Origin of the sequence: Pseudomonas sp. GZD-222 (assembly GCF_049310525.1) — a bacterium.
Taxonomy (GTDB): domain Bacteria; phylum Pseudomonadota; class Gammaproteobacteria; order Pseudomonadales; family Pseudomonadaceae; genus Aquipseudomonas.
Map to the genome: position 1 here is coordinate 35,114 of NZ_JBMOWO010000011.1, position 26,738 is coordinate 61,851.

Here is a 26,738-nt window from a genome sequence, read left to right on the forward strand (position 1 = left end):
CGTCAGGCGACGGCGACGACGTCGAGGATGCGCTGGATCACCCGGTCTTGATCAATCCCGGCGGCCTCAGCCTCGAAGGAAAGAATGATGCGGTGGCGCAGCACGTCGAACAACACTGCCTGGATGTCTTCGGGGCTGACGAAATCGCGTCCGGCCAGCCAGGCGTGAGCGCGCGCGCAACGGTCCAGGGCAATCGAGCCACGGGGACTGGCGCCATAGGCGATCCAATCGGCCAGCTCCGGGTCGAATTTGGCTGCGGTACGGGTGGCCATGACCAGCTGCACCAGGTATTCCTCCACCGCATCGGCCATGTACAGACCGAGGATTTCCTTGCGCGCGGCGAAGATCGCCTGCTGGCTGACCCGGCGTTCGGGCTTGGTTTCGCCGTTGAGTGCTTCACCCCGGGCTTGCTGGAGAATCCGGCGCTCCACGGAGGCATCCGGGAAGCCGATTTTCACATGCATGAGGAAACGGTCGAGCTGGGCTTCGGGCAGCGGGTAGGTGCCTTCCTGCTCGATCGGGTTTTGCGTGGCCATCACCAGGAACAATGGCGACAGTTCATAGGTGCTGCGCCCGACGCTGACCTGACGTTCGGCCATGGCTTCGAGCAGGGCCGACTGAACCTTGGCCGGGGCCCGGTTGATTTCGTCGGCCAGCACCAGGTTGTGGAAGATCGGCCCTTGCTGGAACACGAAGCTGCCGGTTTCCGGACGATAGATTTCGGTGCCGGTGATGTCGGCCGGGAGCAGGTCGGGGGTGAACTGAATACGATGGAACTCGGCTTCGACGCCTTCGGCCAGTTCCTTGATGGCCTTGGTTTTGGCCAGGCCGGGAGCGCCTTCGACCAGCATGTGGCCGTCGGCCAGGAGCACGATGAGCAAGCGCTCGACGAGTTTTTCCTGACCCAGGATCTGGGTGGAAAGAAAGGTGCGCAGCGCGATCAGCGCCTCACGGTGTTCCATCAATGAAGGTTCCTGGACAAAAGCCAGGGCGTGCAGCGTAAAAGCGCCCGGGCGGGGGCTGATACTTTAATCCATCCGGGGGCGAAAAGCATCGCGGGGCAAGTCGGGTCGCCCCGCGATGCTGACCACTCAGTTCTTGAATGTGGAATGTTTGCGCCCTTGGTCACAAAGGGCAAACACCACCACCAACACACCAGCAATGGCGAGAATTACTGCCACACCGTCGGTGGAGTGAGTCGCGGAGCTGGCCACCAAAGCCAGGCCACCCAGCGGTGCCAGGCCACCCGCCACGGCGGTGCCGATCTCTCGACCGGTGCCGAAGCCCGAAGAGCGGGTCTGGGTCGGGAACTGGCGGCTGAGGAACGAGCCCTGAGGCGCGAACATCATCGGTGCGAGAATGCCGGTACCGATGGCGATTGCGAGGTAGACCATCGTCGGCTCGCCGGTGTTGAGCAGAGCCAGGAACGGATAGGCGAACAGCACCGAGAAGGCCCCGCCGAGCATCAGCACGGCCTTGCTGCTCCACTTGTCGCACAGCCAGCCGAAGAACGGTACGGCAATAATCGCTACCAGGCTGGCGATGGTCACCGACAGCGACGTGACATGGGCTTCAACACCTTTGTACTGGGTCAGGTAGGCCAGCGAGAAGGTTTTGAAGATGTAGCTCAGGGCGTTGTAGCCAATGGCAACGAAGAACACCACTGCCAGGCCTTTGAGGTCGTTTTTGAACAGCAGCTTGAGCGGTGACACCTGCGCTTTGCTCGCGGTCTTGTCCAGCTCTTTGAAGTCCGGGGTTTCCGGGATGCTTCTGCGCACCCAGAGGCCGACCGCGACCAGCACGATGCTGCAGATGAACGGGATGCGCCAACCGCCGGAAAGCAGGAAGTCGTTGCCGTTCATGGTCAACAGGTACACGGTCAGCGACGACAGCAACAAGCCCAGGTTCAGGCCCAGTGCCGGCCAGGCGCCCTGGCTGCCGCGCTTGCCTTCGCTGGCGTGCTCATAGGAGGTGACCGCCGCGGCGGAGAGTTCGGCACCGGCCCCCAGCCCCTGAATGATTCGGACCAGGACCAGAATGATAGGTGCCCAGATGCCGATGGAGGCGTAGCTGGGGATCAGGCCGATCAGGGTGGTGCACACGCCCATCAGGCAGAAGGTGATGACCAGTACCTGCTTGCGTCCGAAGCGGTCGCCCAGGTAACCGAACAGAATGCCGCCAAAGGGCCGGGCGATAAAGCCGATGGCAAAGGTGGAAAAGGCCAGCAGCGAGGCCACCGCCGGATTGCTCGGGTCGAAGAACACCTTGGAGAAAACGATCGCCGCCATGGTGGCGTACAGGTAGAAGTCATACCACTCCAGCATCGAGCCGAAGATGGTGGCAGCAGCGACCTTGCGCAGGCGCTTTTTCTTCTGTTGCGGGGTTTCTGTCGCGGCCGCAGCCGTCTCGTGTACCGACATCTGGAGTTTCCTTTTGTCTTTGTAATTATGGTGTGCAGCAGGGGTTCAGCGGGTCTTGAGGATCCTGTCGGCAATCATCTGGCCGATCGGGATTGCCGAGGTGGCGGCCGGCGACGGGGCGTTGCAGACATGCACCATGCGTGGCGTCTCGGCGAACAGGAAGTCGTGGACCAGGGTGCCGTCGCGCATCACCGCCTGGGCGCGAATGCCGGCTTCATAGGGCAGCAGATCTTCGATGTTCAGCGAGGGGCAGTACTTGCGGCATTGCTCCAGATAGCCGCCTTTGAACAGCGAGTTCTTCATCTCGGTGGTGCCGGAGCCAAGGTTGGCCCAGATGGTTTTCCAGAAGCCGGGGAAGCGGGCGTACTCGGCCACGTCGCGCCAGTTCACCGAGAACTTCTTGTAGTTCTCCCGGCCCAGGCCGAGCACGGCGTTGGGGCCGACGGTGACGCTGCCGTCGATCATCCGCGTCAGGTGCACGCCAAGAAACGGCAGTTCCGGGTCGGGGATCGGGTAGATCAGGTGGTTGACGATGTCGTTCTTGCTGGCCGGCAGGCGGAAGTATTCGCCGCGAAAAGGGATGATCTGGTGATTGATCTTGACCCCGGCCAGTGCCGCCAGGCGGTCCGACTGCAGGCCGGCGCAAGCTACCAACTGACGGGCACGCCAGACCTTGTCGTCGCTGCTGATGGTGACATCGTCGCCACTTTCGACAATCGCTCGCACGCTTGTCGACAGATGAACTTCGCCACCGGCGGCCTGGATCACCCGGGCCATGGCCTGGCACACCTGCTTGTAATCGACGATGCCGGTGGCATCGAGGAACAGCCCGCCGAGGCCGACGATGTTCGGTTCGCGGCGTTGCAGTTCGGCAGCGTCCAGTTGCTCGACCTTCAGGCCGTTTTGCTGCGAGCGCTCGTAGAGGGCGTGCATGCGTTGGACTTCCAGGGGCGTGGAGGCCACCAGCAACTTGCCGCATACATCGAACTTGATCTTGTGTTCGGTGCAGAACGCCTTGGTGGCTTCGGCGCCGCGTTTGCACAGATCAGCCTTGAGGCTGCCGGGGGCGTAGTAGATGCCCGCATGGATAACGCCACTGTTGTGACCGGTCTGGTGCCTGGCCAGGCTCGCTTCCTTTTCCAGGATCAACAACGAGGCGCCCGGTTGGCGTTCGAGGAGCGCCATGGCGGTGGCGAGGCCGACAATGCCGCCGCCGATGATGCAGTAGTCGTAAATCATGCAGGTGTCACCTTGGCTTGTTCTTATCAGAGAGTCTGCTTATCAGGTTGTCAGACTAAGTCGGTCAAGCAAAAGGGCGCTGTGCAGCAGCGCCCGCTAGGTACGGCAATTCACAGGGTCAGTCGATACTCGGAAGGTCCAGTTTCAGACGTTTGGCCGAAGCGCGCAGATGGGCTTCGGCACAAGCGGCAGCGGCATGCCGGTCGCCATCGGCAATGGCCTGGTACAGCGCCTGGTGTTCACGGTTGGCGTCTGCCGATCCGCCCACCGAGTGTGCTGCGGAGTTTTCCCAGGCGGTCTTGCGTGCAGTGGCCAGTTGGCCACGAAGAAAATCGTGGAAGGCCACGAAGTAATCGTTTTTGCTGGCCTCGGCGATGGCGCGGTGAAACTCGACGTCAGCGGCGGCCGCGGCGGCAAAATCGCTGCGTTTGTCGAGCATCTCCTGCAGAGCTTTGTTCATCCGCGCCAGGTCTGCGCCATCACGGCGCTGGGCAGCCACGGAGGCTGCCTGGGTTTCGATCCACAGGCGCACTTCGAACATCTGCACCAGGTCCGGGCTGCGGCCCTGGGCTGAGGGAAAGCGAAACACCGTGCCTGTCGGGGTTTGCGAAATGTACGAGCCCAGGCCACGGCGGGCGATCAACACACCATCGGCCTTGAGCTGGGCCACCGCCTCGCGCACCACCGAACGGCTGACGTTCAGCTGTTCGGCCAGTTGCTGTTCGGTGGGCAGGCGCGATTCGGCGGCCAGGCGCCCGGAATCGATCTCTGCACGGATGGCACCGACGACGCGTTCGACCAGCGTGTCGGGGCGCTGAAGCTCAAGCATGGGGTATTGCTCATTAATCAGGTTGTCAGACAATGCCTTTGGCGCGGTAGCTTGTCAAGAAACCGCTGTCGCGATTACAGCTCGCTGACGTAGGTGCCGGTACCCTTGAGAATGTTTTGCAGGGTTTCTTCGACTTCGATCAGGTCAGTGCCGTCGCTGCTCAGGGTGATTTCCAGGTGGTCGTCGCCACCGAGGGCGTCGGCATCCAGGGGGGCAACCTCGATCAGCAAGCGGGTTTTGCTCAGGGTGACCTTCAAGCCTTCGACGGGTGCGTAGTGTTCGTCGAGGGTGATGTCCACGCGGTCTTCGTCCGGGTAGCGGGTCATGAGGAACATCTGGCCCTTGTCGCTGTGGCAGCACAAGGTGGCCATGTTGTCTTCTTCATCATCGCAGGGGGTGGCGAAGAGCAGGGCGGTGGTCAGTTGCATGAGTGGCTCGATCAATAAGTTGAAACACGATTCTGCCAGTCTTCGGCCCCAGGATAAACGTGGACCTGCACCTCAATGACCGAATATGTCGCAGCACCGCAAGCAGGGGCGGGCGGGCACTCGTTAAGCTGCGCTGTCGATGGTCACCCGTAAAGACACAGCTCCGCCTGGAGCAGTCGTTTTTGCAGATGCCCATCCGTGGAGCGGGTGAATGTGACTTATCAGTCGCGTTTTGCGCCTGTTCTTTAGGTTTTACCGTCTTCCTGCTACGGGTTGGCTATTGTTGATCCGTAGATGGCGGACGCGCGCGACGCTTCACTCCATAACAAAGCCCAAGCGGAGTACCACAGATGGCGTTTTTCACCGCAGCCAGCAAAGCCGACTTCCAGCATCAACTGCAAGCGGCCCTGGCGCAGCACATCAGCGAACAGGCACTGCCACAAGTGGCGATGTTCGCCGAACAGTTCTTCGGCATCATTTCTCTTGACGAGCTTACCCAGCGCCGCATGTCGGATCTGGCCGGTTGCACCCTGTCTGCCTGGCGCATCATCGAGCGCTTCGACCCTGCCCATCCTCAGGTTCACGTCTACAACCCCGATTACGAGCGTCATGGCTGGCAGTCGACCCACACGGCGGTCGAAGTCCTGCACCATGACCTGCCATTTCTGGTCGACTCGGTACGTACCGAGCTCAACCGCCGCGGCTACAGCATCCATACCCTGCAGACCACCGTCCTGAGCGTGCGTCGCGGGGCCAAGGGCGAGCTGCTGGAAATCCTGCCCAAGGGCACCCAGGGTGAGGGCGTTTCGCAAGAATCGCTGATGTACCTGGAAATCGACCGTTGCGCCAACGCCGCTGAACTCAATGTGCTGACCCGCGAGCTGGAGCAGGTACTGGCCGAGGTGCGCGTCGCCGTTGCCGATTTCGAGCCGATGAAAGCCAAGCTGCGTGAGCTGCTGACGCTGGTCGAGCAAACCGCTTATGCACCGGCCCAGGCCGAGAAAGCCGAAGTAAAAGACTTCCTCGAATGGCTGCTGGGCAACCACTTCACCTTCCTCGGTTATGAAGAATTCGTTGTCCGTGCCGATGCCCAGGGCGGGCAACTGGTGTACGACGAGCAGTCGTTCCTCGGCTTGACTCGCCTGCTGCGCGCCGGCCTGACCGCCGAAGACCTGCGCATCGAAGACTACGCGGTCAACTACCTCAACGAACCGCTGCTGCTGTCTTTCGCCAAGGCCGCCTACCCAAGTCGCGTACACCGCCCGGCCTACCCGGATTACGTTTCGATCCGCCAGCTGGACGCCGACGGCAAAGTCATCAAGGAATGCCGCTTCATGGGCCTGTACACCTCTTCGGTGTACGGCGAGAGCGTGCGTTCGATCCCGTACATCCGTGGCAAGGTCGCCGAAGTCGAGCGTCGTTCCGGTTTTGACCCCAAAGCTCACCTGGGCAAGGAACTGGCGCAGGTTCTGGAAGTTCTGCCGCGCGATGACCTGTTCCAGACCCCGGTGGACGAGATGTTCAGCACGGTGATGTCGATCGTGCAGATCCAGGAGCGCAACAAGATCCGCGTGTTCCTGCGCAAGGATCCGTACGGCCGCTTCTGCTACTGCCTGGCTTACGTGCCGCGGGACATCTACTCCACCGAAGTGCGGCAGAAGATCCAGCAGGTGCTGATGGATCGCCTGAAGGCCAGCGACTGCGAGTTCTGGACCTTCTTCTCCGAGTCGGTGCTGGCCCGTGTGCAACTTATTCTGCGCGTCGATCCGAAGAATCGCATCGATATCGACCCGCAACAGCTGGAAAACGAAGTGATCCAGGCCTGCCGTTCGTGGCAGGACGACTACGCCAGCCTGACCGTCGAAAGCTTCGGCGAAGCCCAGGGCACCAATGTCCTGGCCGACTTCCCGAAAGGCTTCCCGGCCGGCTACCGCGAGCGCTTTGCCGCTCATTCGGCGGTGGTCGACATGCAGCATCTGCTCACCCTGTCCGAGCGCAAGCCGCTGGTCATGAGCTTCTACCAACCCCTGGCCCAGCTCGGTGAGCGCCAGCTGCACTGCAAGCTGTACCACGCCGATACGCCGCTGGCGCTGTCGGACGTCCTGCCGATCCTGGAAAACCTCGGCCTGCGCGTGCTCGGTGAGTTCCCGTATCACCTGCGCCATGCCAGCGGCCGCGAGTTCTGGATTCACGACTTCGCCTTCACCTACAGCGAAGGCCTGGACCTGGACATCCAGCAGCTTAACGACACGCTGCAGGACGCCTTCGTCCATATCGTCAAGGGTGACGCCGAGAACGACGCGTTCAACCGCCTGGTACTCACTGCCGGCCTGCCTTGGCGTGATGTCGCGCTGCTGCGTGCTTATGCCCGTTACCTCAAGCAGATCCGCCTGGGTTTCGACCTCGGTTACATCGCCAGTACCCTGAACAACCACACCGACATCGCCCGCGAACTGACGCGGTTGTTCAAAACCCGTTTCTACCTGGCGCGCAAGCTCACCAGCGACGACCTGGACGACAAGCAGCAGCGCCTGGAACAGGCCATTCTGACTGCCCTGGATGATGTCCAGGTGCTCAACGAAGACCGTATCCTGCGGCGCTACCTGGACCTGATCAAGGCCACCCTGCGCACCAACTTCTACCAGACCGATGCCCACGGCCAGGCCAAGTCGTACTTCAGCTTCAAGTTCAACCCCAAGCTGATTCCTGAGCTGCCCAAGCCGGTACCGAAGTTCGAAATCTTCGTCTATTCGCCGCGTGTCGAAGGCGTGCACCTGCGTTTTGGCAACGTCGCCCGTGGCGGTCTGCGCTGGTCGGACCGTGAGGAAGACTTCCGCACCGAGGTGCTGGGCCTGGTAAAAGCCCAGCAGGTGAAAAACTCGGTCATCGTGCCGGTCGGTGCCAAAGGTGGCTTCCTGCCGCGGCGCTTGCCTCTGGGCGGCAACCGTGACGAAATTCAGGCCGAAGGCATCGCCTGCTACCGGATCTTCATTTCCGGTCTGCTGGACATCACTGACAACCTCAAGGACGGCGCCCTGGTGCCGCCGGCCAACGTCGTGCGTCACGACGATGACGACCCGTACCTGGTGGTGGCGGCCGACAAGGGCACCGCGACCTTCTCCGACATCGCCAACGGTATCGCCATCGATTACGGCTTCTGGCTCGGCGATGCCTTCGCGTCCGGTGGTTCGGCCGGTTACGACCACAAGAAGATGGGTATCACTGCCCGTGGCGCCTGGGTTGGCGTCCAGCGTCACTTCCGTGAGCGCGGCATCAATGTCCAGGAAGACCCGATCACCGTGGTCGGTGTCGGCGACATGGCCGGTGACGTGTTCGGCAACGGCTTGCTGATGTCCGAGAAGCTGCAACTGGTGGCCGCGTTCAACCACCTGCACATCTTCATCGACCCGAACCCGGAACCTGCCAGCAGCTTCGCCGAGCGTAAGCGCCTGTTCGACTTGCCGCGTTCGGCCTGGAGCGATTACGACACCAGCATCATGTCCGAAGGCGGCGGGATCTTCCCGCGCAGCGCGAAAAGCATCGCGATCAGCCCGCAGATGAAAGAGCGTTTCGCCATCGAGGCCGACAAACTGACCCCGACCGAGCTGCTCAATGCCTTGCTCAAGGCGCCAGTGGACCTGCTCTGGAACGGTGGTATCGGTACTTACGTCAAATCCAGCGAAGAAAGCCACGCGGATGTTGGCGACAAGGCCAACGACGCCCTGCGTGTCGACGGTGACGAGCTGCGCTGCAAGGTCGTGGGCGAGGGTGGCAACCTGGGCATGACCCAGCTCGGTCGTGTCGAGTTCGGCCTCAATGGCGGCGCCACCAACACTGACTTCATCGACAACGCCGGTGGTGTGGACTGCTCCGACCACGAGGTCAATATCAAGATCCTGCTCAACGAAGTGGTGCAGGCCGGCGACATGACCGAGAAGCAGCGTAACCAGCTGCTGGGCAGCATGACCGACGAAGTGGCCGGCCTGGTGCTGGGCAACAACTACAAGCAGACCCAGGCGCTGTCCCTGGCTGCCCGTCGTGCCCGCGAGCGCATTGCCGAGTACAAGCGCTTGATGGCGGACCTGGAAAGCCGTGGCAAGCTGGACCGCGCCATTGAGTTCCTGCCGACGGAAGAGCAACTGGCCGAACGCCTGGCTGCCAACCAGGGTCTGACCCGGGCCGAGCTGTCGGTGCTGATTTCCTACAGCAAGATCGACCTCAAGGAAGCCCTGCTCAAGTCGCTGGTGCCGGATGACGATTACCTGACCCGCGACATGGAAACGGCGTTCCCGCCGTCACTGGTGAGCAAGTTCGCCGAGGCGATGCGCCGCCATCGTCTGAAACGCGAAATCGTCAGCACCCAGATCGCCAACGATCTGGTCAACAACATGGGCATCACCTTTGTTCAGCGTCTGAAAGAGTCCACCGGCATGAGCCCGGCGAACGTCGCCGGCGCCTATGTGATCGTGCGTGACATCTTCCACCTGCCGCACTGGTTCCGTCAGATCGAGGCTCTGGACTATCAGGTGCCGGCTGAAATCCAGCTGACCCTGATGGATGAACTGATGCGTCTGGGCCGCCGCGCAACCCGCTGGTTCCTGCGCAGCCGTCGTAACGAGCAGGACGCCGGACGTGACGTGGCGCACTTCGGGCCGAAGATCGCCGCCTTGGGTCTGAAGCTTGACGAGTTGCTGGAAGGGCCGACCCGTGAGCGCTGGATGACTCGTTACCAGAGCTTCGTCGACGCCGGTGTACCGGAGCTGCTGGCGCGCATGGTGGCCGGTACTACGCACCTGTACACCCTGTTGCCGATTATCGAAGCGTCCGACGTCACCGGCCAGGACCCGGCCGAAGTGGCCAAGGCCTTCTTCGCGGTCGGCAGTGCCCTGGACCTGACCTGGTACCTGCAGGAAATCAGCAATCTGTCGGTGGAAAACAACTGGCAGGCTCTGGCCCGCGAGTCGTTCCGCGATGACATCGACCTGCAGCAGCGGGCGATCACCATCTCGGTCCTGCAGATGGCCGATGCACCGCAAGACATGGATGCCCGCGTGACACTGTGGCTGGATCAGCACCGTGTGATGGTCAACCGCTGGCGCGCCATGCTGGACGAGCTGCGTGCCGCGACCGGTACCGATTACGCCATGTATGCGGTGGCCAACCGCGAGCTGGTGGATCTGGCCATGAGCGGGCAGGCGGCGGTGGTGCCGTCCTGAGTCTGAGCTGAGATGAAAAAGCCCCGGCAATTGCCGGGGCTTTTTGTTGGGCGGGTGAGAACAACTGCCTTACCCCCAGTGGGAGCGGGCTTGCCCCGCGAATGCGGGCTGTCAGCTACATCGCAATCGCGGGGCAAGCCCGCTCCTACCGAAGGGGTTATTTGAAGCGCCGTTCCACGCCTTTTTCCACCAGGATTTTTGCCGCAATCTCCTCCACCGAGAAGTGCGTGGAGTTGATGTGGGCAATATTCTCGCGGCGGAACAGGTTCTCCACCTCGCGCACTTCGAACTCGCACTGGGCGAAGCTGGCATAACGGCTGTTGGGTTTGCGCTCGTGACGAATGGCAGTCAGGCGGTCCGGGTCGATGGTCAGGCCGAACAGCTTGTGCTGGTGGTTTTTCAACGCCTGAGGCAGTTGCAGGCGTTCCATGTCGTCTTCGGTCAGCGGGTAGTTGGCCGCGCGGATACCGAATTGCATGGCCATGTACAGACAAGTCGGTGTCTTGCCGCAACGCGAAACGCCCACCAGGATCAGGTCGGCCTTGTCGTAGTAATGGGTGCGGGCACCGTCATCGTTGTCGAGGGCGAAGTTGACTGCCTCGATGCGCTCCATGTAGTTGGAATTGCCACCAATGGAGTGGGACTTACCCACCGAATACGACGAATGCGCTGTCAGCTCCTGCTCCAGCGGGGCCAGGAAGGTCGAGAAAATGTCGATCATGAAACCGTTGGAGGTGGCCAGGACCTCTCGGATATCCTGATTGACGATGGTGTCGAAGATGATCGGACGGACACCGTCCTTTTCAGCGGCGCTGTTGATTTGCTGTACCATGACCCGCGCTTTTTCCACGCTGTCGATGTACGGGCGTGTGAATTTATTGAACGGAATGGTATCGAACTGCGCTAGAAGACTTTGTCCCAGCGTCTCGGCTGTGATGCCGGTGCCATCGGAGATAAAGAAAGCAGATCGTTTCATTTGCGCCTTGGGCCTTAAGCTGATGACGAATCTTGGATATGATAGGTTCGGTTTACCGAACAGCGTGTTCGGCATTCTCACTTATTTTCCAGGTCCAGGCCACAAGCGCCCGGCCAAGCCAGAGCTGGCAGGCGGGCGACCTGAGCTTTTCCAACACAGTTAGTGGAGAGATCACCTTGGTAGAGTACGTAGTTTCCCTCGATAAGCTCGGCGTCCATGATGTAGAGCATGTGGGGGGCAAGAACGCATCCCTCGGCGAGATGATCAGTAACCTCGCGGGCGCCGGTGTATCGGTCCCCGGCGGCTTTGCCACTACGGCTCAGGCGTACCGTGATTTTCTCGAGCAGAGCGGGCTGAACGCCCAGATCCACGCCGCGCTCGACGCGCTGGATGTCGATGACGTCAACGCCCTGGCCCGCACCGGTGCGCAGATCCGTCAGTGGATCATGGAAGCCGAGTTCCCTGAGCGCCTGAACGCTGAAATCCGCACCGCCTTTGCTGAAATGTCCCAGGGCAACCCGAACATGGCCGTTGCCGTGCGTTCTTCGGCCACCGCCGAAGACCTGCCAGACGCCTCGTTCGCCGGTCAGCAGGAGACCTTCCTGAACATCCGTGGCGTCGAAAACGTTATCCGCGCCGCCAAGGAAGTGTTCGCTTCCCTGTTCAACGACCGCGCCATTTCCTACCGCGTCCACCAGGGTTTCGACCACAAGCTGGTGGCCCTGTCGGCCGGCGTACAGCGCATGGTGCGTTCGGAAACCGGCACCGCCGGCGTAATGTTCACCCTCGACACCGAGTCGGGCTTCCGTGACGTCGTGTTCATCACCGGCGCCTACGGCCTGGGCGAAACTGTGGTGCAAGGCGCGGTCAACCCGGACGAGTTCTATGTCCACAAAGGCACGCTGGAGGCCGGCCGTCCGGCGATTCTGCGTCGTAACCTGGGCAGCAAAGCAATCAAGATGATCTACGGCGACGAGGCCAAGGCCGGTCGTTCGGTCAAGACCGTTGACGTCGACAAGGCTGATCGCGCGCGTTTCTGCCTGAGCGACGCTGAAGTCAGCGAGTTGGCCAAGCAGGCGATGATCATCGAGAAGCACTACAAGTGTCCGATGGACATCGAGTGGGCCAAAGACGGTGATGACGGCAAGCTGTACATCGTTCAGGCCCGTCCTGAAACGGTGAAGAGCCGCGCCCAGGCCAACGTCATGGAGCGTTACCTGCTCAAGGAAACCGGCACCGTACTGGTTGAAGGTCGTGCCATCGGCCAGCGCATCGGCGCCGGCAAGGTCCGCATCATCAAGGACGTGTCGGAGATGGACAAGGTCCAGCCTGGCGACGTGCTGGTTTCGGACATGACCGACCCGGATTGGGAACCGGTGATGAAGCGCGCCAGCGCCATTGTCACCAACCGTGGCGGGCGTACCTGCCACGCGGCGATCATCGCCCGTGAACTGGGTATTCCGGCCGTGGTCGGTTGCGGCAACGCCACCCAACTGCTCAAAGATGGCCAGGGTGTGACCGTTTCCTGCGCCGAGGGCGACACCGGTTTCATTTTTGAAGGTGAGCTGGGCTTCGACATCCGCCAGAACTCGGTCGATGCCATGCCTGATCTGCCGTTCAAAATCATGATGAACGTCGGCAACCCGGACCGCGCGTTCGATTTCGCCCAGCTGCCCAACGCCGGTGTCGGCCTGGCGCGCCTGGAGTTCATCATCAACCGTATGATCGGCGTGCACCCCAAAGCCCTGCTGAACTACGCCGGTCTGCCGGCCGAGTTGAAAGAAAGCGTCGACAAGCGTATCGCCGGTTACAACGATCCGGTCGGCTTCTATGTCGAGAAGCTGGTCGAAGGCATCAGCACCCTGGCCGCGGCGTTCTGGCCGAAAAAGGTCATCGTGCGCCTGTCGGACTTCAAGTCCAACGAATACGCCAACCTGATCGGCGGCAAGCTTTACGAGCCAGAAGAAGAAAACCCGATGCTGGGCTTCCGCGGCGCTTCGCGTTACATCAGCGAAACCTTCCGTGACTGCTTCGAGCTCGAGTGCCGTGCACTCAAGCGCGTACGCAACGAAATGGGCCTGACCAACGTCGAGATCATGGTGCCGTTCGTGCGTACCCTGGGTGAAGCCAGCCAAGTGGTCGACCTGCTCGCCGAAAATGGCCTGGCCCGTGGCGACAACGGCCTGCGTGTGATCATGATGTGCGAGCTGCCGTCCAACGCCATCCTCGCCGAAGAGTTCCTCGAGTACTTCGACGGCTTCTCCATCGGCTCCAACGACCTGACCCAGCTGACCCTGGGCCTGGACCGCGACTCGGGGATCATCGCTCACCTGTTCGACGAGCGTAACCCGGCGGTCAAGAAGCTGCTGGCCAATGCCATCCAGGCCTGTAACAAGGCTGGCAAGTACATCGGTATCTGCGGTCAGGGTCCATCCGACCACCCGGACCTGGCCAAGTGGCTGATGGAGCAGGGTATCGAAAGCGTCTCGCTGAACCCGGATTCGGTACTCGAAACCTGGTTCTTCCTGGCCGAAGGCCAGGCTGCGAACTGAGGCGTTGAACCGGAACCTTCACCTTGGCCCGCGGTGGCCGGTGAAGGTTTCCGACCGTATTCCAGGGCGTGTTCCAGTGATGGATCCCGCCCTTTTTCGTGCAAGAAACCTATGCAAAGCAGCAGTACTCTATTTCCCGTGGCCTTGCTCAGTGCCGAGCGTCGCGGTGATCTGAGCGAAGATGTCTACCGGATCAAAGCCGGTAACAGCCCGGATCGCAGCGTTGAACTGGCGGTTACCCGCCTCGGTCTGGCAGACCAGTCCGAGGTGCGCGGCACTCCGGTGATTCTGCTGCATGGCAGCTTTTCCAACCGGCGCTTCTGGTATTCGCCCCGGGGCATTGGCCTGGGCGCTTACCTGGCACGCGCCGGTTTCGATGTGTGGATACCAGAAATGCGCGGTCACGGCCTGTCACCGCGCAACCGCGAATATCGCCATAACCGCGTCGCCGACTATGCGCGTTACGATTTACCGGTGATTGCCGCCTTTGTCAGCGAGCAGTGTGGCCGCGCCGCACACTGGATCGGTCACTCGCTGGGCGGGACCACCCTGGCAGCGGCCCTGGGCGGTCAGTATCTAGGCGCCGAGCAGGTCGCCAGTGCGGCGTTTTTCGGCACCCAGGTCAGCCGTACCTACTGGCCATTGAAATTGCCGCCGGTGGAGTGGGGTGGACGCCTGTTGCTCAAGCGTTTCGGACAGATTTCCGGCTCACGACTCAAACGCGGCCCGGAGGACGAGCCGATTGGCCTGGCCCTGGAAAGCATGCGCTGGTTTGGCCTGTTCGGCCGCTTTGGCGACAAGGATCGCGATTGGTGGGTCGGGCTTGCCGAGGTTGATGTGCCAGTGCTGGCGGTCGCCGCTGCAGGTGATCATCAGGACCCGGTATGGGCCTGCCGCAAGCTGTTCGAGCAGCTGGGCGGTGAGCACAAGCAGTTTGTACGTTTGGGGCGCGAGGAAGGTTTCGACAACTTCGGACACGTCGATATGCTGGTCAGCAAGCCCGCACAGGTGCAGGTATGGCCGCTGGTCGAGCGCTGGTTGCGTGATCCCTTGACGGGATTGCTTGCTGACGCTGCGCAGCAGGTGACCGGATCGTTGCCGACGTGTAGCCTTGAGCCTAAAGCTTGACCGCTGGGCCTCGTTAATTGATTGAAACTGTGACATCCCTTTGTCTTGGCAACTGACAGGAGTTTCCCATGCATTACATCACCCCCGATCTGTGCGACGCCTACCCGGAACTGGTACAGGTACTGGAGCCGATGTTCAGCAACTTCGGCGGCCGCGATTCCTTCGGTGGTGAGATCGTCACCATCAAGTGCTTCGAGGACAACTCGCGGGTCAAGGAGCAGGTCGAGCTCGATGGCACGGGCAAGGTTCTGGTGGTCGATGGCGGCGGTTCCCTGCGTCATGCCTTGCTGGGCGACATGCTGGCCGAGAAGGCGGCGAAGAATCACTGGCAAGGCCTGGTGATCTACGGCTGCGTGCGTGATGTCGATGTCCTGGCGCAGACCGACGTCGGCGTGCAGGCCCTGGCCAGCCACCCGTTGAAGTCCGTACGCCGCGGTGTCGGCGAGCTCAACGTGGCGGTGACATTTGCCGGCGTGACCTTCCGCCCGGGCGAATACATCTATGCCGACAACAACGGTGTGATCGTTTCGCCATCTCCGCTTAAAATGCCGGAATAAGTACTGAAACCGCGAAGTGGAGCAGGAATGTTCGAGGAAGAAAACGCGCAGTGGGGGCTGGTTCATGCCCTGGTGCTCGATGGCAAAGGCGGTGCGCGTTCAATTGCTCGAACCGAGCTGGATGACCTGCAACTGCAGCCGGAGCAGAGTCTCTGGCTGCACTGGGATCGCAGTCATCCGCAAACCCGGACCTGGCTGCGGCATGACAGTGGCCTGAGCGAGTTCGCCTGTGACCTGCTTCTCGAAGAAAACACCCGTCCACGGCTACTGGCCCTGCCCGAAGCACAGATGTTGCTGTTTTTGCGCGGGGTCAACCTCAATCCCGGCGCCGAGCCTGAAGACATGGTCTCGGTGCGTATTTTCGCCGAGGCGCAGCGGGTGATCTCGCTACGCCTGCGGCCGTTGCGCGCCAGCGATGAGCTGCTGCAGCAGCTGGCCGATGGCCGCGGGCCGAAAACCGCTTCCGAACTGCTGCTGAGCATGGCGCAACTGTTGACCGAGAAGGTCCAGGCGCTGATCAGCGACCTGTCGGAAGTGGTCGATGTCGAAGAAGAGAAGCTTGAAGCCGACAAACGGTACGCCCCTGACCAGGGCAGCCTGCAGCAGATCCGCCGGCGTGCGGCCGGACTGCGGCGTTTTCTCAACCCGCAGCGGGAAATCTATGCGCAACTGGCACGCAACAAGTGGAGCTGGTTCGCTGCAGATGACGCCGACTACTGGAACGAGCTCAACAACAGCCTGACGCGCTATCTGGAAGAGCTCGAACTTAACCGCGAACGCGCCGCCCTGGTGCTGGAGAGCGAAGACCGGCGACGGGCCGAGCGGATGAACCGGACCATGTACCGGTTCGGCATCATCACCTGCATTTTCCTGCCCATGAGTTTTGTTACCGGGCTGCTGGGGATCAATGTGGGTGGTATTCCTGGCTCCGACAGCCCCTATGGCTTTCTTTTCGCCAGCTTGCTGGTGCTGGGCCTGGCGCTAGGGCAGTGGTGGTTGTTCCGCCGCCTGCGTTGGGTGTGATTCGGTGCATTTTGTGAATACCCAGTCATTAACTGTCCGGCAGGTTCATGTGACCCGTGCGGTGACGACCTCGTCTTTGACAGATATTGCGCGAGGTGCCCATGCACGATCCGTTTGAAGAATCCCTGCGAGACCTGCTCAAGGCTTCGCCGTCCGGCCAGGACCGCGACGACGATGCCTGCCTTGGGCGTGTCCTGAAAACCGCCAACCGTCAGGTCGGCGCGGGCGATCTGTTCAGCCTGCTTGGCCGCTGGAGCCAGGCGTTGATGATCGCCGTCAACAATGGTTCGGCGCACGTTGCGCCGGTCCGCCGTAACGCTACCGCTCGTAAAGCTGATAAGGCCGATTGAATATGGAACTTAATCTCTGGACCCAGAGCTTGCTCACCGCGATGACCGCGTTGTGGACCAAAGTGGCGAACTTCATCCCCAATCTGTTTGGCGCGCTGGTCGTGGTGCTGCTGGGCTTCGTCGTCGCCAAGCTGCTCGACACCTTGCTGTCCAAGCTGTTGGCGAAACTGGGGCTGGATCGCCTGATGGGCGGCACCGGTTTGACCAAAATGCTCGATCGGGTTGGTATCCAGGTACCGATTTCGACCTTGATCGGCAAGATCGTGTACTGGTTCGTGTTGTTGATTTTCCTCGTCTCGGCCGCGGAATCCCTGGGGCTTGAGCGGGTTTCTGCAACACTGGACATGCTCGCCCTGTACCTGCCGAAGGTGTTCGGTGCAGCGCTGGTGCTGCTGGCAGGCGTGCTGCTGGCACAATTGGTCAATGGCCTGGTGCGCGGTGCCGCCGAAGGTATCGGCCTGGAATACGCGGCCGGGGTCGGACGTATAGCCCAGGGTCTGGTGATTATCATCAGTATTTCAGTGGCAATCAGCCAGCTTGAGGTCAAAACCGACCTGCTTAACCATGTAATCGTCATCGGATTGATTACCGTTGGTCTGGCCGTTGCCCTGGCGATGGGCCTGGGCAGCCGCGAAATTGCCGGGCAGATTCTGGCTGGAATCTATGTGCGAGAGCTCTATCAAGTGGGCCAACAAGTGCAGGTTGGAGAGGTCGAAGGGCAGATCGAGGAGATCGGCACGGTCAAGACGACCCTGCTGACCGATGACGGCGAGCTGGTTTCGTTGTCCAACCGGATTCTCCTGGAACAGCGAGTCAATAGCCGCTAACCGGGTAAATCCTGCTAATGTATGCCGCCGCAAAATTGCCCCAGGCAGGGGTAAGCGGCGACATTGACCTGACTGTCGGCCAGATTCGTTTTGAATAAAGTTCACTCGCTGCCCATGCGTTACGACCCCCGCGAGCTCACTGATGAGGAGTTGGTGGCGCGTTCGCATGAGGAGCTGTTTCATGTTACTCGCGCGTATGAGGAGCTCATGCGACGCTACCAGCGGACTCTTTTTAACGTGTGTGCACGTTATTTAGGGAACGATCGGGATGCTGATGATGTCTGTCAGGAGGTGATGCTCAAGGTGCTCTATGGTCTGAAGAACTTCGAGGGTAAATCCAAGTTCAAGACCTGGCTCTACAGCATCACCTATAACGAATGCATCACCCAGTACCGCAAGGAGCGGCGCAAGCGTCGACTGATGGATGCCTTGAGTCTTGATCCACTCGAGGAAGCCTCGGAAGAGAAGGCGCCGAAACCTGAAGAGAAAGGTGGGCTAGATAAGTGGCTAGTGCATGTGAATCCGATTGACCGTGAAATTCTAGTGCTACGATTTGTCGCGGAGCTGGAATTTCAGGAGATCGCCGATATCATGCATATGGGCCTTAGCGCAACGAAAATGCGGTACAAGCGTGCGCTAGACAAGCTACGTGAGAAATTTGCGGGCCTTGCTGAAACTTAGTGGCGCGCAAATATCTCTAACGTACCGGCAAGTTCTGCTAGACTTGTCGTCGAGTTGTCCCCCGGATGTTGGTGGGACTGCTTAACTATCACCAGATGGGGATTTAACGGATGAAATTGAAAAACACCTTGGGCTTGGCCATTGGTTCTCTTGTAGCCGTAACTTCGCTCGGCGCTCTGGCACAAGGCCAAGGCGCGGTTGAAATCGAAGGTAACGTTACCAAGCAGTACTACGATAGCGAGCGCAATTTCAAAAACGACGGCACCAACCCTGGTGTTCGCCTCGGTTACTTCCTGACCGACGACCTGTCCCTGGACCTGGGCTACAACGAGACTCACAACGCTCGTGGCGAAGTCTTCAACAAAGACATCAAAGGTTCTAAAGCCAAGCTCGACGCTACCTACCACCTGGGTACCGTAGGCGACGCAGTGCGTCCTTACGTCTCGGCTGGTTTCGCGCACGAAAGCCTGGGCCAAGCGACCAACAACGGTCGTGACCACTCCACCTTCGCCAACCTGGGCGCCGGTGCCAAGTGGTACATCACTGACATGTTCTTCGCCCGTGCTGGCGTTGAAGCCATGTACAACATCGACAACGGCAACACCGAGTGGGGTCCAACCCTCGGTCTGGGTCTGAACTTCGGTGGTAGCGGTGGCAAGGTTGCTCCTGCTCCAGCTCCAGTTGCTGAAGTCTGCTCCGACAGCGACAACGACGGCGTTTGCGACAACGTTGACAAGTGCCCTGACACCCCAGCCAACGTTACCGTTGACGCTGACGGCTGCCCGGCCGTTGCCGAAGTCGTACGTGTTGAGCTGGACGTCAAGTTCGACTTCGACAAGTCGGTCGTCAAGCAGAACAGCTACGGCGATATCAAAAACCTGGCTGACTTCATGAAGCAGTACCCACAGACCAGCACCACTGTTGAAGGTCACACTGACTCCGTCGGTCCTGACGCTTACAACCAGAAGCTGTCTGAGCGTCGTGCAAACGCCGTTAAGCAGGTTCTGACCAACGAATACGGCGTAGAATCGAGCCGTGTTGAGTCGGTAGGCTACGGTGAAACCCGTCCGGTTGCTGACAACGCCACCGACGCTGGTCGCGCTGTTAACCGTCGCGTAGAAGCACAAGTAGAAGCTCAAGCCAAGTAATTGGTAAGCGCTTCACAGAAAAGCCCGGCTTAGGCCGGGCTTTTCTTTGCCTGCGATTCGGTGGGAGCGGGCTTGCCCCGCGATTGCAGGCAGTCAGTTACATCGCATCGCGGGGCAAGCCCGCAACAGCAGATCAATGCACGGCCTTGATTGATGGTGAACCTATAGCGGGGCAAGCCCGCTCCCACCGGGGGAATGCCAATCACCCAGTTGCTCCCACCAGCCTGCGTACCCCGCCATTCTCTGCAGCCACTTCACCAATCACCAGGATCGCCGGGCTGCACAGCTGAAAGCGCGTAGCGTCTTCACAGAGCTGTATCAACGTGCTGCGCTGTTCGCGCTGTTGGGGTAGCGAGGCATTCTCGATCATTGCTACCGGCGTTTCGGCCGCGAGGCCACCTGCAAGCAGTCCCTGCTGGACTTCATCGAGTTTACTGACGCCCATGTACACCACCAGAGTGGTCCCGCCTTGGGCGAGCGCCTGCCAGTTCAATGGACTGTCATCCTGGGTGTGTGCGGTGATCAGGGTCACGCCACGGCTCACCCCGCGCAAGGTCAGGGAAATGCCGCATTGTGTTGCCCCGGCCAAGCCGGCGGTAATGCCGTTGACCAGTTCAGTCTCAATGCCGCGGGCCTGTAACCACGCGGCTTCTTCGCCGCCGCGGCCGAAAATGCATGGATCGCCGCCTTTGAGCCGAGCCACGCAACGTCCCTGGCGGGCATAGCGCAGCATCAGGCGCTGGATGAAGGCCTGAGGAGTGGAGCGGCATCCGCCGCGCTTGCCGACGGCAATCACCCGCGCCTGAGGGCAGTGTGCGAGGATCAGTGGATTGACCAGGTCATCAATCAGCACCACTTCGGCTTCACTCAGGGCGCGCACGGCCTTGAGAGTCAGCAGCTCCGGGTCACCGGGCCCCGCACCAATCAGCCAGACTTTCGCATTCATCGGGTATTCCTCATCGGCAAAGGGTGCTGTCAGCCTTTTAGCAGGCAGATCAGCAGGACCATATTGAGTAGCAGCGATAACAGGGCCAGGCCGCGCCAGACCTTCAGGGGTTCACGTTCCAGCAGCGGGCGCGGGCGTACGCTCAGGTGTTGGCGTTCGCCTTGTTCGAGCAGTAACAGCCATTGTTCGGCGGTCTCAAAACGTTGCTGCGGATCGGCCACCAGGGCCTGGCTCAGGTTATGTTCCAGCCACTCCGGCAGGTCCGGGCGATAGCGTGCGGCACTGGCCGGCTGGATAAAGCGGGGGCGCTGGAACGCTTCGATTTCGCCATAGGGGTAATGGCCGGTCAGCAGGTAGAACAGCGTCACGCCGACGGCGTACAAATCCTGTTGGGCACCGGGCGACGCGCCGTCGAACGCTTCCGGGGCTATGAATGACGGGGTGCCTGGCAACTCATGGGCGCGGTCCTCGGAAAGCCCGGGACAGAACGCCAGGCCAAAATCCAGCATCCGTAATTGGCCGTCATCGCCCAGGTGCAGGTTTTCCGGTTTGATGTCGCGGTGCAGGATGTTGCGCCGGTGTAAAAGGCCTACGGCCTGCAATAGTTGCTGAGCAAGCGCTTGCCACTGTGCCAGCGGCAGTGGACCGGTGTCGGCGAACAGCTGCGCCAGAGTCCGGCCAGGGTATTCGCGCATCACGTAGTACAAGTGCTGGCGTTGGCTGGCGGGATGCACTTCGGGGAAGTAACGCCCGGCCACACGTCGCAGGAACCATTCTTCGAGGAGCAGGCTTTGCAGCGCGCCAGGTTCGTCCTTGCGTTGCACGGGCAGGGTTTTCAGCAGCCAGGGTTGTTGCTGGTTGTCGTGAACACGGTAGAGCAGTGATTGACGGCTCTGGCCGAGCTGCTGCGCAACCGTCCAGCCTTCGATCGATTGTCCTTGGCGCAAAGCGAGCGGCAGCGGCCACTGCTGCAGTTGCGCCAGCGAGTCGCCAAGATTGCTCGCGCCCAGCTGTTCGACCCGCACCAGCAAGGCACTGGCATTGTCCTGGCTGCCACTGAGATGGGCCGAGCTGACCAGGGTCTGGGCGGCATCCTGCAAGTCGATTTGCTCGCGTAATACGGCCCTGATCTGCGATTCGCTGAGGCTGGACCAAACGCCATCGCTGAGAAGCACGAAGCACTCACCGGCCTGCAGTTCGCCTTCCAGGTAGTCGACCTGCAGATGCTGATCAAGGCCGAGCGCGCGCTTCAAGACGTGTTGCATGCCCGGCTGGTCCCAGACGTGGTCTTCGCTGATGCGTTGCAGTTGCCCGGCGGCCCAGCGATAGATCCGGCAGTCGCCAACATGGGCCAGGGTGAAGCGCCGACCACGCAGTACCAGCGCGCTGAGGGTAGTCAGCAACGGTTGGCCACCGCCGTTGGCACGTAACCAGCGGTTCTGCGCCAGCAACAGACGGTCCAGCGCCTGCGCCACGCCCCAGGTCGGCGGCGTGGCGTAGTAGTCCAGGGCCAGCGCCTGCAAGCTCGTGCGTGCCGCCAGGCCTCCATCGGCGCACTGGCTGACGCCGTCGGCGAGGGCGAACAGGTAGCCTTTGCTGGCGGCCAGTTCCGGGTTGGGCGTGACCAGGCGCAAGGCATCCTGGTTCTCCTCGCGAGGCCCGGTGGCGCTGGCTTGGGCAAAGCTCAGTTGCAGGCTCATTGTGCTGCCTCAGACCCGCGCCGCAGTCACAGCCGCGGAGCCCCAGGTGGTGCGCCAGCGTTGCTTGACCCCGTGCAGGCCGAACCAGGCCAGTACACCGAGGCTGGCAAACAACCACAGGCCCAACTGGTAGTCGCCACTGTGCTGTTTGATCGCACCCAGGCCTGCGGCCAGAAGGAAACCACCGATACCTCCGGCCATGCCGATCAGGCCGGTCATTACGCCGATTTCCTGGCGAAAGCGTTGCGGTACCAGCTGGAACACCGCGCCATTACCTGCGCCAAGACCGAGCATGGCGCTGACGAACAAGGCCAGCGCTGCCACCGAACTGGGCAGATTGAAACCGACTGCGGCGATGCAGATGGCAGCCACGGTGTACATCGCCAGCAAGGTACGGATACCACCGAAGCGATCGGCCAGGGCGCCGCCCAATGGGCGCATCAGACTGCCGGCGAATACGCAAGCAGCGGTGTAGTAGCCGGCAGTAACCGGACTCAGGCCGTACTGGTCGTTGAAGTAGCCGGGCAGGGCGCTGGCCAGGCCGATGAAACCGCCGAAGGTGACGCTGTAGAAGAACATGAACCACCAGCTGTCGCGGTCACCCAGGGCCTTGAGGTAATCGCTCATGGCCTTGGGTTTAGGCCGTTGCGGGGCATTGCGCGCCAGCAGGGCGAACAGCGCCAGGGTCAGCACCAGGGGAATCACGGCAAAGCCGAAGACATTGTTCCAGCCAAAACTGGCGGCCAGCACCGGCGCCAGCAACGCGGCGAACACTGTGCCGGAGTTGCCAGCGCCGGCAATGCCCATGGCCTTGCCTTGGTGCTGGGCCGGGTACCACTGTGATGCCAGCGGCAGGGAGACGGCAAAAGAGGCACCCGCGACGCCGAGAAACACACCTAGCAGCAAGGCCTGTTCATAGCTGTGAATGCCCAGGTTCCAGGCGCAGAACAGAGCGATGATGACGATTACCTGCCCAATCAGTCCGGCGGTTTTCGGCGACAGGCGATCCACCAGCAGGCCCATGACGAAGCGCAGGATGGCGCCGGCCAGGATCGGTGTGGCGACCATCAGGCCACGCTGCTGCGTGGTCAGTTGCAAGTCGGTGGCAATCTGCACCGCCATGGGGCCGAGCAGATACCAGACCATGAAGCTCAGGTCGAAATACAGAAAGGCGGCGAACAGTGTGGGGATATGCCCGGACTTCCAGAAACTCGTACTCATCGAACACCTCGTTGAATATTGCACTGCAGGTCGCGCCCTCAAGGGGCAGAAACGAAAAAGACGCCGCCTCCCGGCCCGCAGCTGCGAGGGGGATGCGACGTCTTTGTCGTGAAAGGGGCAACCGCCGTTGGCTACCTGTTCAATGGAATTAGCAAAAGCCGGGCCAGACTGTCATCAGCCGAGCAGGTCGCTCATGGCGATGATCTGCTCGGCCACCTGGATCAGCTTCTGTTGCTTGCTCATGGCCTGGCGGCGCATCAGGGTGTAGGCCTGCTCTTCGTTGCAGTCCTTCATTTTCATCAACAGGCCCTTGGCCAGTTCGATGCGCTTGCGTTCCGCCAGCTGTTGATCGCGGGCCTGCAACTGAGCCTTGAGCGCCTGGTCGCTCTCGAAACGGGCCATGGCTACGTCGAGGATCGGTTGCAGTCGTGCGGCATGAATGCCTTCGACGATGTAGGCGCTGACACCGGCCTGGATCGCCTGGCGCATAACGTTGGGGTCGTGCTCGTCGGTAAACATCACGATAGGACGTGGGCGGTCGCGACTGACCAGGACCACCTGTTCCATGACATCACGGCCGGGTGACTCGGTATCGATCAATACGACATCCGGGTGCACCGTTTCGACGCGTGCCGGCAGGTCGATGGTCAGCCCGGACTCTTCGATGACCTCGAAGCCGGCTTCAACCAGTGCGGCCTTGAGGCGCCCGACCTTTTTCTCGGTATCGTCAATCAGCAGGATTCGCAGCATGCTGGCGTCCCCTTGTCAGCGGCGGGCGCGGGCGGCAGGCGTTTCGGCCCGCGCGTGCAGCGCAAAGCTGCGGGCATAGCCGGCCGGGTCGCTACCATCCCAGTAAGTGCCATCATTCAGCTGGCTGCGGCGCATGTTCTGTTCACTGCACGGTACGCCGATGGCGCTGGCGGCGTCGCGGTACAGCGCCAGTTGTTGAACCTGGCGCGCTACGGCGAGGTAGTCGGGATCTTCACGCAGCAGGCCCCAGCGGCGAAATTGCGTCATGAACCACATGCCGTCGGACAGATAGGGCAGATTGGCCCGGCCATCGTCGTGCAGACGCAGCGCATGTGGGTCGTGCCAGTGATTGCCAAGGCCGTCGTGGTAATCGCCGAGCAGGCGTGGCTCGATGCTGTTCAAGGGGGCATCCAGGTAGGCCTTGCCGCTGAGCAACTGCGCGGTACTGCGACGGTTTTCCGGGCTCTGCTCGATAAACCGGCTGGCTGCCAGAATAGCTTTGACCAGCGCCCTGGCCGTATTGGGGTACTGCTCGACAAAGGCGCGCGTGCAGCCCAGGACCTTCTCGGGGTGATCGGGCCAGATCGACTGGCTGGTGGCCAGGGTAAAACCCTGGCCCTGCTCGACGGCATCAGCCGACCAGGGTTCGCCGACACAGAAGCCGTCGATGCGCCCGGCCTGTAGGTGAGCCAGCATTTGTGCGGGTGGTACGACGATGCTGTTGACGTCATCCAGGGGATGGATGCCTTGGCTTGCGAGCCAGTAATACAGCCACATGGCGTGAGTACCTGTGGGAAAGGTCTGGGCGAAGGTGAGTTTTGTTCTGCTTTGGTGCACGAAACGTTGCAGCGCCTCGGGACGGGTCACGCCTTGACGCTGTAGCGCTGGTGACAGATTGATGCCTTGGGCGTTCTGGTTGAGCCCCATCAGTACCGCCATGGCGGTAGCGCTGGTGCCGCCAATCCCCAGGTGCACGGCATAGATCAGCCCATACAGGCTATGGGCGGCGTCCAGCTCGCCGCTGACCAGCTTGTCGCGTAGTCCGGCCCAGGAGCTCTGACGTTTGAGGTTCAGGCTCAGGCCGTAGGGTTGGGCAAAGCCCTGGGTAGCGGCAACCACTACCGAGGCGCAGTCGCTCAGGGCCATGAAGCCGATATCCAGGCTGTGCTTTTCCGGCGCGTCGCTGCCGTTGATCCAGGCTAGGGGAGAAGAGGGGACGTCGTTATTCACAGTTCGCGCCTGTATCGAAGGTCAGGCCGTGCCACCTGCGTGGCCGGTAGGTGAGGTCAACAAAGCAACGCATATGCCAAGGCGGCGCTGTCCCCCGGACGATGCCCTCTATATAATCGCCTCCTCACTCACGTCGAGCTAAGCCCGCCCATGTATACCCTGGCCCGCCAGCTGCTGTTCAAGCTCTCCCCGGAGACCTCCCATGACCTGTCCCTGGACCTGATCGGCGCCGGTGGCCGCCTGGGCCTGAACGGTCTGCTGACCAAGGCCCCGGCCTCCTTGCCGGTGACGGTCATGGGGCTGCAGTTCTCCAACCCGGTAGGCCTGGCGGCAGGTCTGGACAAAAACGGCGCCGCGATCGATGGCTTCGCTCAGCTGGGTTTCGGCTTTGTCGAAATCGGCACGGTCACGCCGCGTCCTCAGCCGGGCAATCCCAAGCCGCGGCTGTTCCGTCTGCCGCAAGCCGAGGCGATCATCAACCGCATGGGCTTCAACAACCTCGGCGTTGATAATCTGCTGAGCCGGGTGCAGGCAGCGAAGTACCGCGGCGTCCTGGGGATCAACATCGGCAAGAATTTCGACACCCCGGTCGAGCGCGCGGTGGACGACTACCTGATCTGCCTGGACAAGGTCTACGACCACGCCAGCTATATCACCGTCAACGTCAGCTCCCCCAATACCCCGGGCCTGCGTAGCCTGCAGTTCGGTGACTCGCTCAAGCAGTTGCTCGATGCCCTGGCGGTGCGCCGTGAGCAGTTGGCGGGTGAGCGCGGCAAGCGAGTTCCACTGGCCATCAAGATTGCCCCGGACATGAGCGATGAAGAGACTGCCCAGGTGGCTGCGGCGCTGATCGAGTCCGGAATGGATGCGGTGATTGCCACCAACACCACGCTGGGTCGCGAGGGTGTTGAAGGCCTGCCGTATGGCGACGAGGCGGGTGGTCTGTCGGGCGCGCCGGTACTGGAAAAGAGCACGCATATCGTCAGGGTGCTGGCGGCAGAGCTGGGCGGCAAATTGCCGATCATCGCTGCGGGCGGGATTACCGAGGGCAAGCATGCGGCGCAGAAAATTGCCGCCGGTGCCAGCCTGGTGCAGATCTATTCGGGGTTCATCTACAAGGGGCCTGCGCTGATTCGCGAAGCCGTGGATGCCATTGCCGCGCTGCCGCGCTGAATCACAGACATAAAAAGGGCCCCTTGAAGGGGCCCCTGGGCCTTAGCCCGCCGCCCGGATGGGGCGCGCATGGTAAAGGAATTCAGTTCCTCGTTCAGCCAACGGCGTGAAGTTCGTTGAGTCTATGAATACCCGCAGTGCCGGTCATACCGTCCCAGTTGTCGCCGCGTCCTTCGCGCCAGCCATTGATCCATGCCTGGCGTACAGACGGTAGAGTAAAGGGGCAAAGCTCGCGGGATTTGCCGGTGACCCCATATTGGTAGCCACGTGAAAATGCTCGTTCCAACGGATCACGCTTAAGTCTTCTCATAGGGTGTTGCCCTCACTTGTTGACTGTAATGTCC

General features: G+C 61.2%; 22 protein-coding genes. 10 read left to right on the forward strand and 12 right to left on the reverse strand.

What is annotated here, in order from left to right; all coding sequences use genetic code 11:
• Positions 1 to 2: 2 nt before the first annotated feature.
• The 5 genes from ACO6VD_RS01750 to ACO6VD_RS01770 form a co-directional block, all read right to left on the reverse strand.
• Positions 3 to 962, reverse strand: coding sequence for an AAA family ATPase (locus ACO6VD_RS01750; protein WP_400173998.1), 960 nt, complete (start codon positions 960 to 962; stop codon positions 3 to 5).
• A gap of 129 nt (positions 963 to 1,091) precedes the next feature.
• Positions 1,092 to 2,420, reverse strand: a complete 1,329-nt coding sequence (locus tag ACO6VD_RS01755; RefSeq protein WP_422416593.1) for an MFS transporter — start codon at positions 2,418 to 2,420, stop codon at positions 1,092 to 1,094.
• A gap of 45 nt (positions 2,421 to 2,465) precedes the next feature.
• Complete coding sequence (lhgO, locus tag ACO6VD_RS01760; RefSeq protein ID WP_422416594.1) at positions 2,466 to 3,659, reverse strand: L-2-hydroxyglutarate oxidase; 1,194 nt, start codon at positions 3,657 to 3,659, stop codon at positions 2,466 to 2,468.
• 118 nt (positions 3,660 to 3,777) lie between these two features.
• A complete protein-coding gene (locus ACO6VD_RS01765; protein WP_422416595.1) occupies positions 3,778 to 4,488 on the reverse strand; it encodes a FadR/GntR family transcriptional regulator in 711 nt (236 codons plus the stop codon).
• 74 nt (positions 4,489 to 4,562) lie between these two features.
• Positions 4,563 to 4,916, reverse strand: a complete 354-nt coding sequence (locus tag ACO6VD_RS01770) for a hypothetical protein (protein WP_422416596.1) — start codon at positions 4,914 to 4,916, stop codon at positions 4,563 to 4,565.
• Positions 4,917 to 5,266: 350 nt separating this feature from the next.
• Between ACO6VD_RS01770 and ACO6VD_RS01775 the strand changes: the two genes are divergently transcribed.
• Positions 5,267 to 10,132 (forward strand): NAD-glutamate dehydrogenase, encoded by a 4,866-nt coding sequence (locus tag ACO6VD_RS01775; protein ID WP_422416597.1) that lies wholly within the window; start codon positions 5,267 to 5,269, stop codon positions 10,130 to 10,132.
• A 157-nt stretch (positions 10,133 to 10,289) separates the two neighbouring features.
• Here ACO6VD_RS01775 and ppsR read toward each other — a convergent pair whose 3' ends face one another.
• Positions 10,290 to 11,108, reverse strand: coding sequence for a posphoenolpyruvate synthetase regulatory kinase/phosphorylase PpsR (gene ppsR / locus ACO6VD_RS01780; protein ID WP_045195025.1), 819 nt, complete (start codon positions 11,106 to 11,108; stop codon positions 10,290 to 10,292).
• Positions 11,109 to 11,284: 176 nt separating this feature from the next.
• Between ppsR and ppsA the strand changes: the two genes are divergently transcribed.
• The 8 genes from ppsA (at position 11,285) to ACO6VD_RS01820 (ending at position 19,374) form a co-directional block, all read left to right on the forward strand.
• Positions 11,285 to 13,660 (forward strand): phosphoenolpyruvate synthase, encoded by a 2,376-nt coding sequence (gene ppsA, locus ACO6VD_RS01785; RefSeq protein WP_422416598.1) that lies wholly within the window; start codon positions 11,285 to 11,287, stop codon positions 13,658 to 13,660.
• A gap of 111 nt (positions 13,661 to 13,771) precedes the next feature.
• Positions 13,772 to 14,788 carry an alpha/beta fold hydrolase gene (locus tag ACO6VD_RS01790; RefSeq protein WP_422416599.1) on the forward strand — a complete coding sequence of 339 codons (1,017 nt, stop codon included), beginning with the start codon at positions 13,772 to 13,774 and terminating at the stop codon, positions 14,786 to 14,788.
• Positions 14,789 to 14,856: 68 nt separating this feature from the next.
• Entirely contained in the window at positions 14,857 to 15,345 is a 489-nt protein-coding gene (gene rraA / locus ACO6VD_RS01795) for a ribonuclease E activity regulator RraA (protein WP_422416601.1), read from the forward strand.
• Between the two features lie 27 nt (positions 15,346 to 15,372).
• Entirely contained in the window at positions 15,373 to 16,368 is a 996-nt protein-coding gene (locus tag ACO6VD_RS01800; RefSeq protein WP_422416603.1) for a zinc transporter ZntB, read from the forward strand.
• Positions 16,369 to 16,463: 95 nt separating this feature from the next.
• Complete coding sequence (locus ACO6VD_RS01805) at positions 16,464 to 16,718, forward strand: CrfX protein (RefSeq protein ID WP_371128640.1); 255 nt, start codon at positions 16,464 to 16,466, stop codon at positions 16,716 to 16,718.
• A gap of 2 nt (positions 16,719 to 16,720) precedes the next feature.
• Positions 16,721 to 17,545 carry a mechanosensitive ion channel family protein gene (locus tag ACO6VD_RS01810; RefSeq protein WP_128326090.1) on the forward strand — a complete coding sequence of 275 codons (825 nt, stop codon included), beginning with the start codon at positions 16,721 to 16,723 and terminating at the stop codon, positions 17,543 to 17,545.
• Positions 17,546 to 17,659: 114 nt separating this feature from the next.
• Positions 17,660 to 18,226: an RNA polymerase sigma factor SigX gene (gene sigX / locus ACO6VD_RS01815; protein ID WP_036990388.1), complete on the forward strand. Its 567-nt coding sequence runs from the start codon at positions 17,660 to 17,662 to the stop codon at positions 18,224 to 18,226.
• Between the two features lie 110 nt (positions 18,227 to 18,336).
• Positions 18,337 to 19,374 carry an OmpA family protein gene (locus ACO6VD_RS01820; protein ID WP_400172177.1) on the forward strand — a complete coding sequence of 346 codons (1,038 nt, stop codon included), beginning with the start codon at positions 18,337 to 18,339 and terminating at the stop codon, positions 19,372 to 19,374.
• Between the two features lie 202 nt (positions 19,375 to 19,576).
• Here ACO6VD_RS01820 and cobA read toward each other — a convergent pair whose 3' ends face one another.
• The 5 genes from cobA to ACO6VD_RS01845 all read right to left on the reverse strand — a co-directional run bounded on the left by cobA (position 19,577) and on the right by ACO6VD_RS01845 (position 25,221).
• Positions 19,577 to 20,320 (reverse strand): uroporphyrinogen-III C-methyltransferase, encoded by a 744-nt coding sequence (cobA, locus tag ACO6VD_RS01825; RefSeq protein WP_422416606.1) that lies wholly within the window; start codon positions 20,318 to 20,320, stop codon positions 19,577 to 19,579.
• A gap of 29 nt (positions 20,321 to 20,349) precedes the next feature.
• Positions 20,350 to 22,020, reverse strand: coding sequence for a protein kinase domain-containing protein (locus tag ACO6VD_RS01830; RefSeq protein WP_422416608.1), 1,671 nt, complete (start codon positions 22,018 to 22,020; stop codon positions 20,350 to 20,352).
• Between the two features lie 9 nt (positions 22,021 to 22,029).
• Positions 22,030 to 23,241: a nitrate/nitrite transporter gene (locus tag ACO6VD_RS01835; protein ID WP_422416609.1), complete on the reverse strand. Its 1,212-nt coding sequence runs from the start codon at positions 23,239 to 23,241 to the stop codon at positions 22,030 to 22,032.
• 174 nt (positions 23,242 to 23,415) lie between these two features.
• Complete coding sequence (locus ACO6VD_RS01840; RefSeq protein WP_422416611.1) at positions 23,416 to 23,991, reverse strand: ANTAR domain-containing response regulator; 576 nt, start codon at positions 23,989 to 23,991, stop codon at positions 23,416 to 23,418.
• Between the two features lie 15 nt (positions 23,992 to 24,006).
• Complete coding sequence (locus ACO6VD_RS01845; RefSeq protein ID WP_422416612.1) at positions 24,007 to 25,221, reverse strand: CmpA/NrtA family ABC transporter substrate-binding protein; 1,215 nt, start codon at positions 25,219 to 25,221, stop codon at positions 24,007 to 24,009.
• Between the two features lie 150 nt (positions 25,222 to 25,371).
• Between ACO6VD_RS01845 and ACO6VD_RS01850 the strand changes: the two genes are divergently transcribed.
• Entirely contained in the window at positions 25,372 to 26,394 is a 1,023-nt protein-coding gene (locus tag ACO6VD_RS01850) for a quinone-dependent dihydroorotate dehydrogenase (protein WP_422416614.1), read from the forward strand.
• A 94-nt stretch (positions 26,395 to 26,488) separates the two neighbouring features.
• Here the strand turns inward: ACO6VD_RS01850 and rmf are convergent, their stop codons facing one another.
• Entirely contained in the window at positions 26,489 to 26,704 is a 216-nt protein-coding gene (rmf, locus tag ACO6VD_RS01855; RefSeq protein WP_010223328.1) for a ribosome modulation factor, read from the reverse strand.
• Between the last annotated feature and the right edge of the window lie 34 nt (positions 26,705 to 26,738).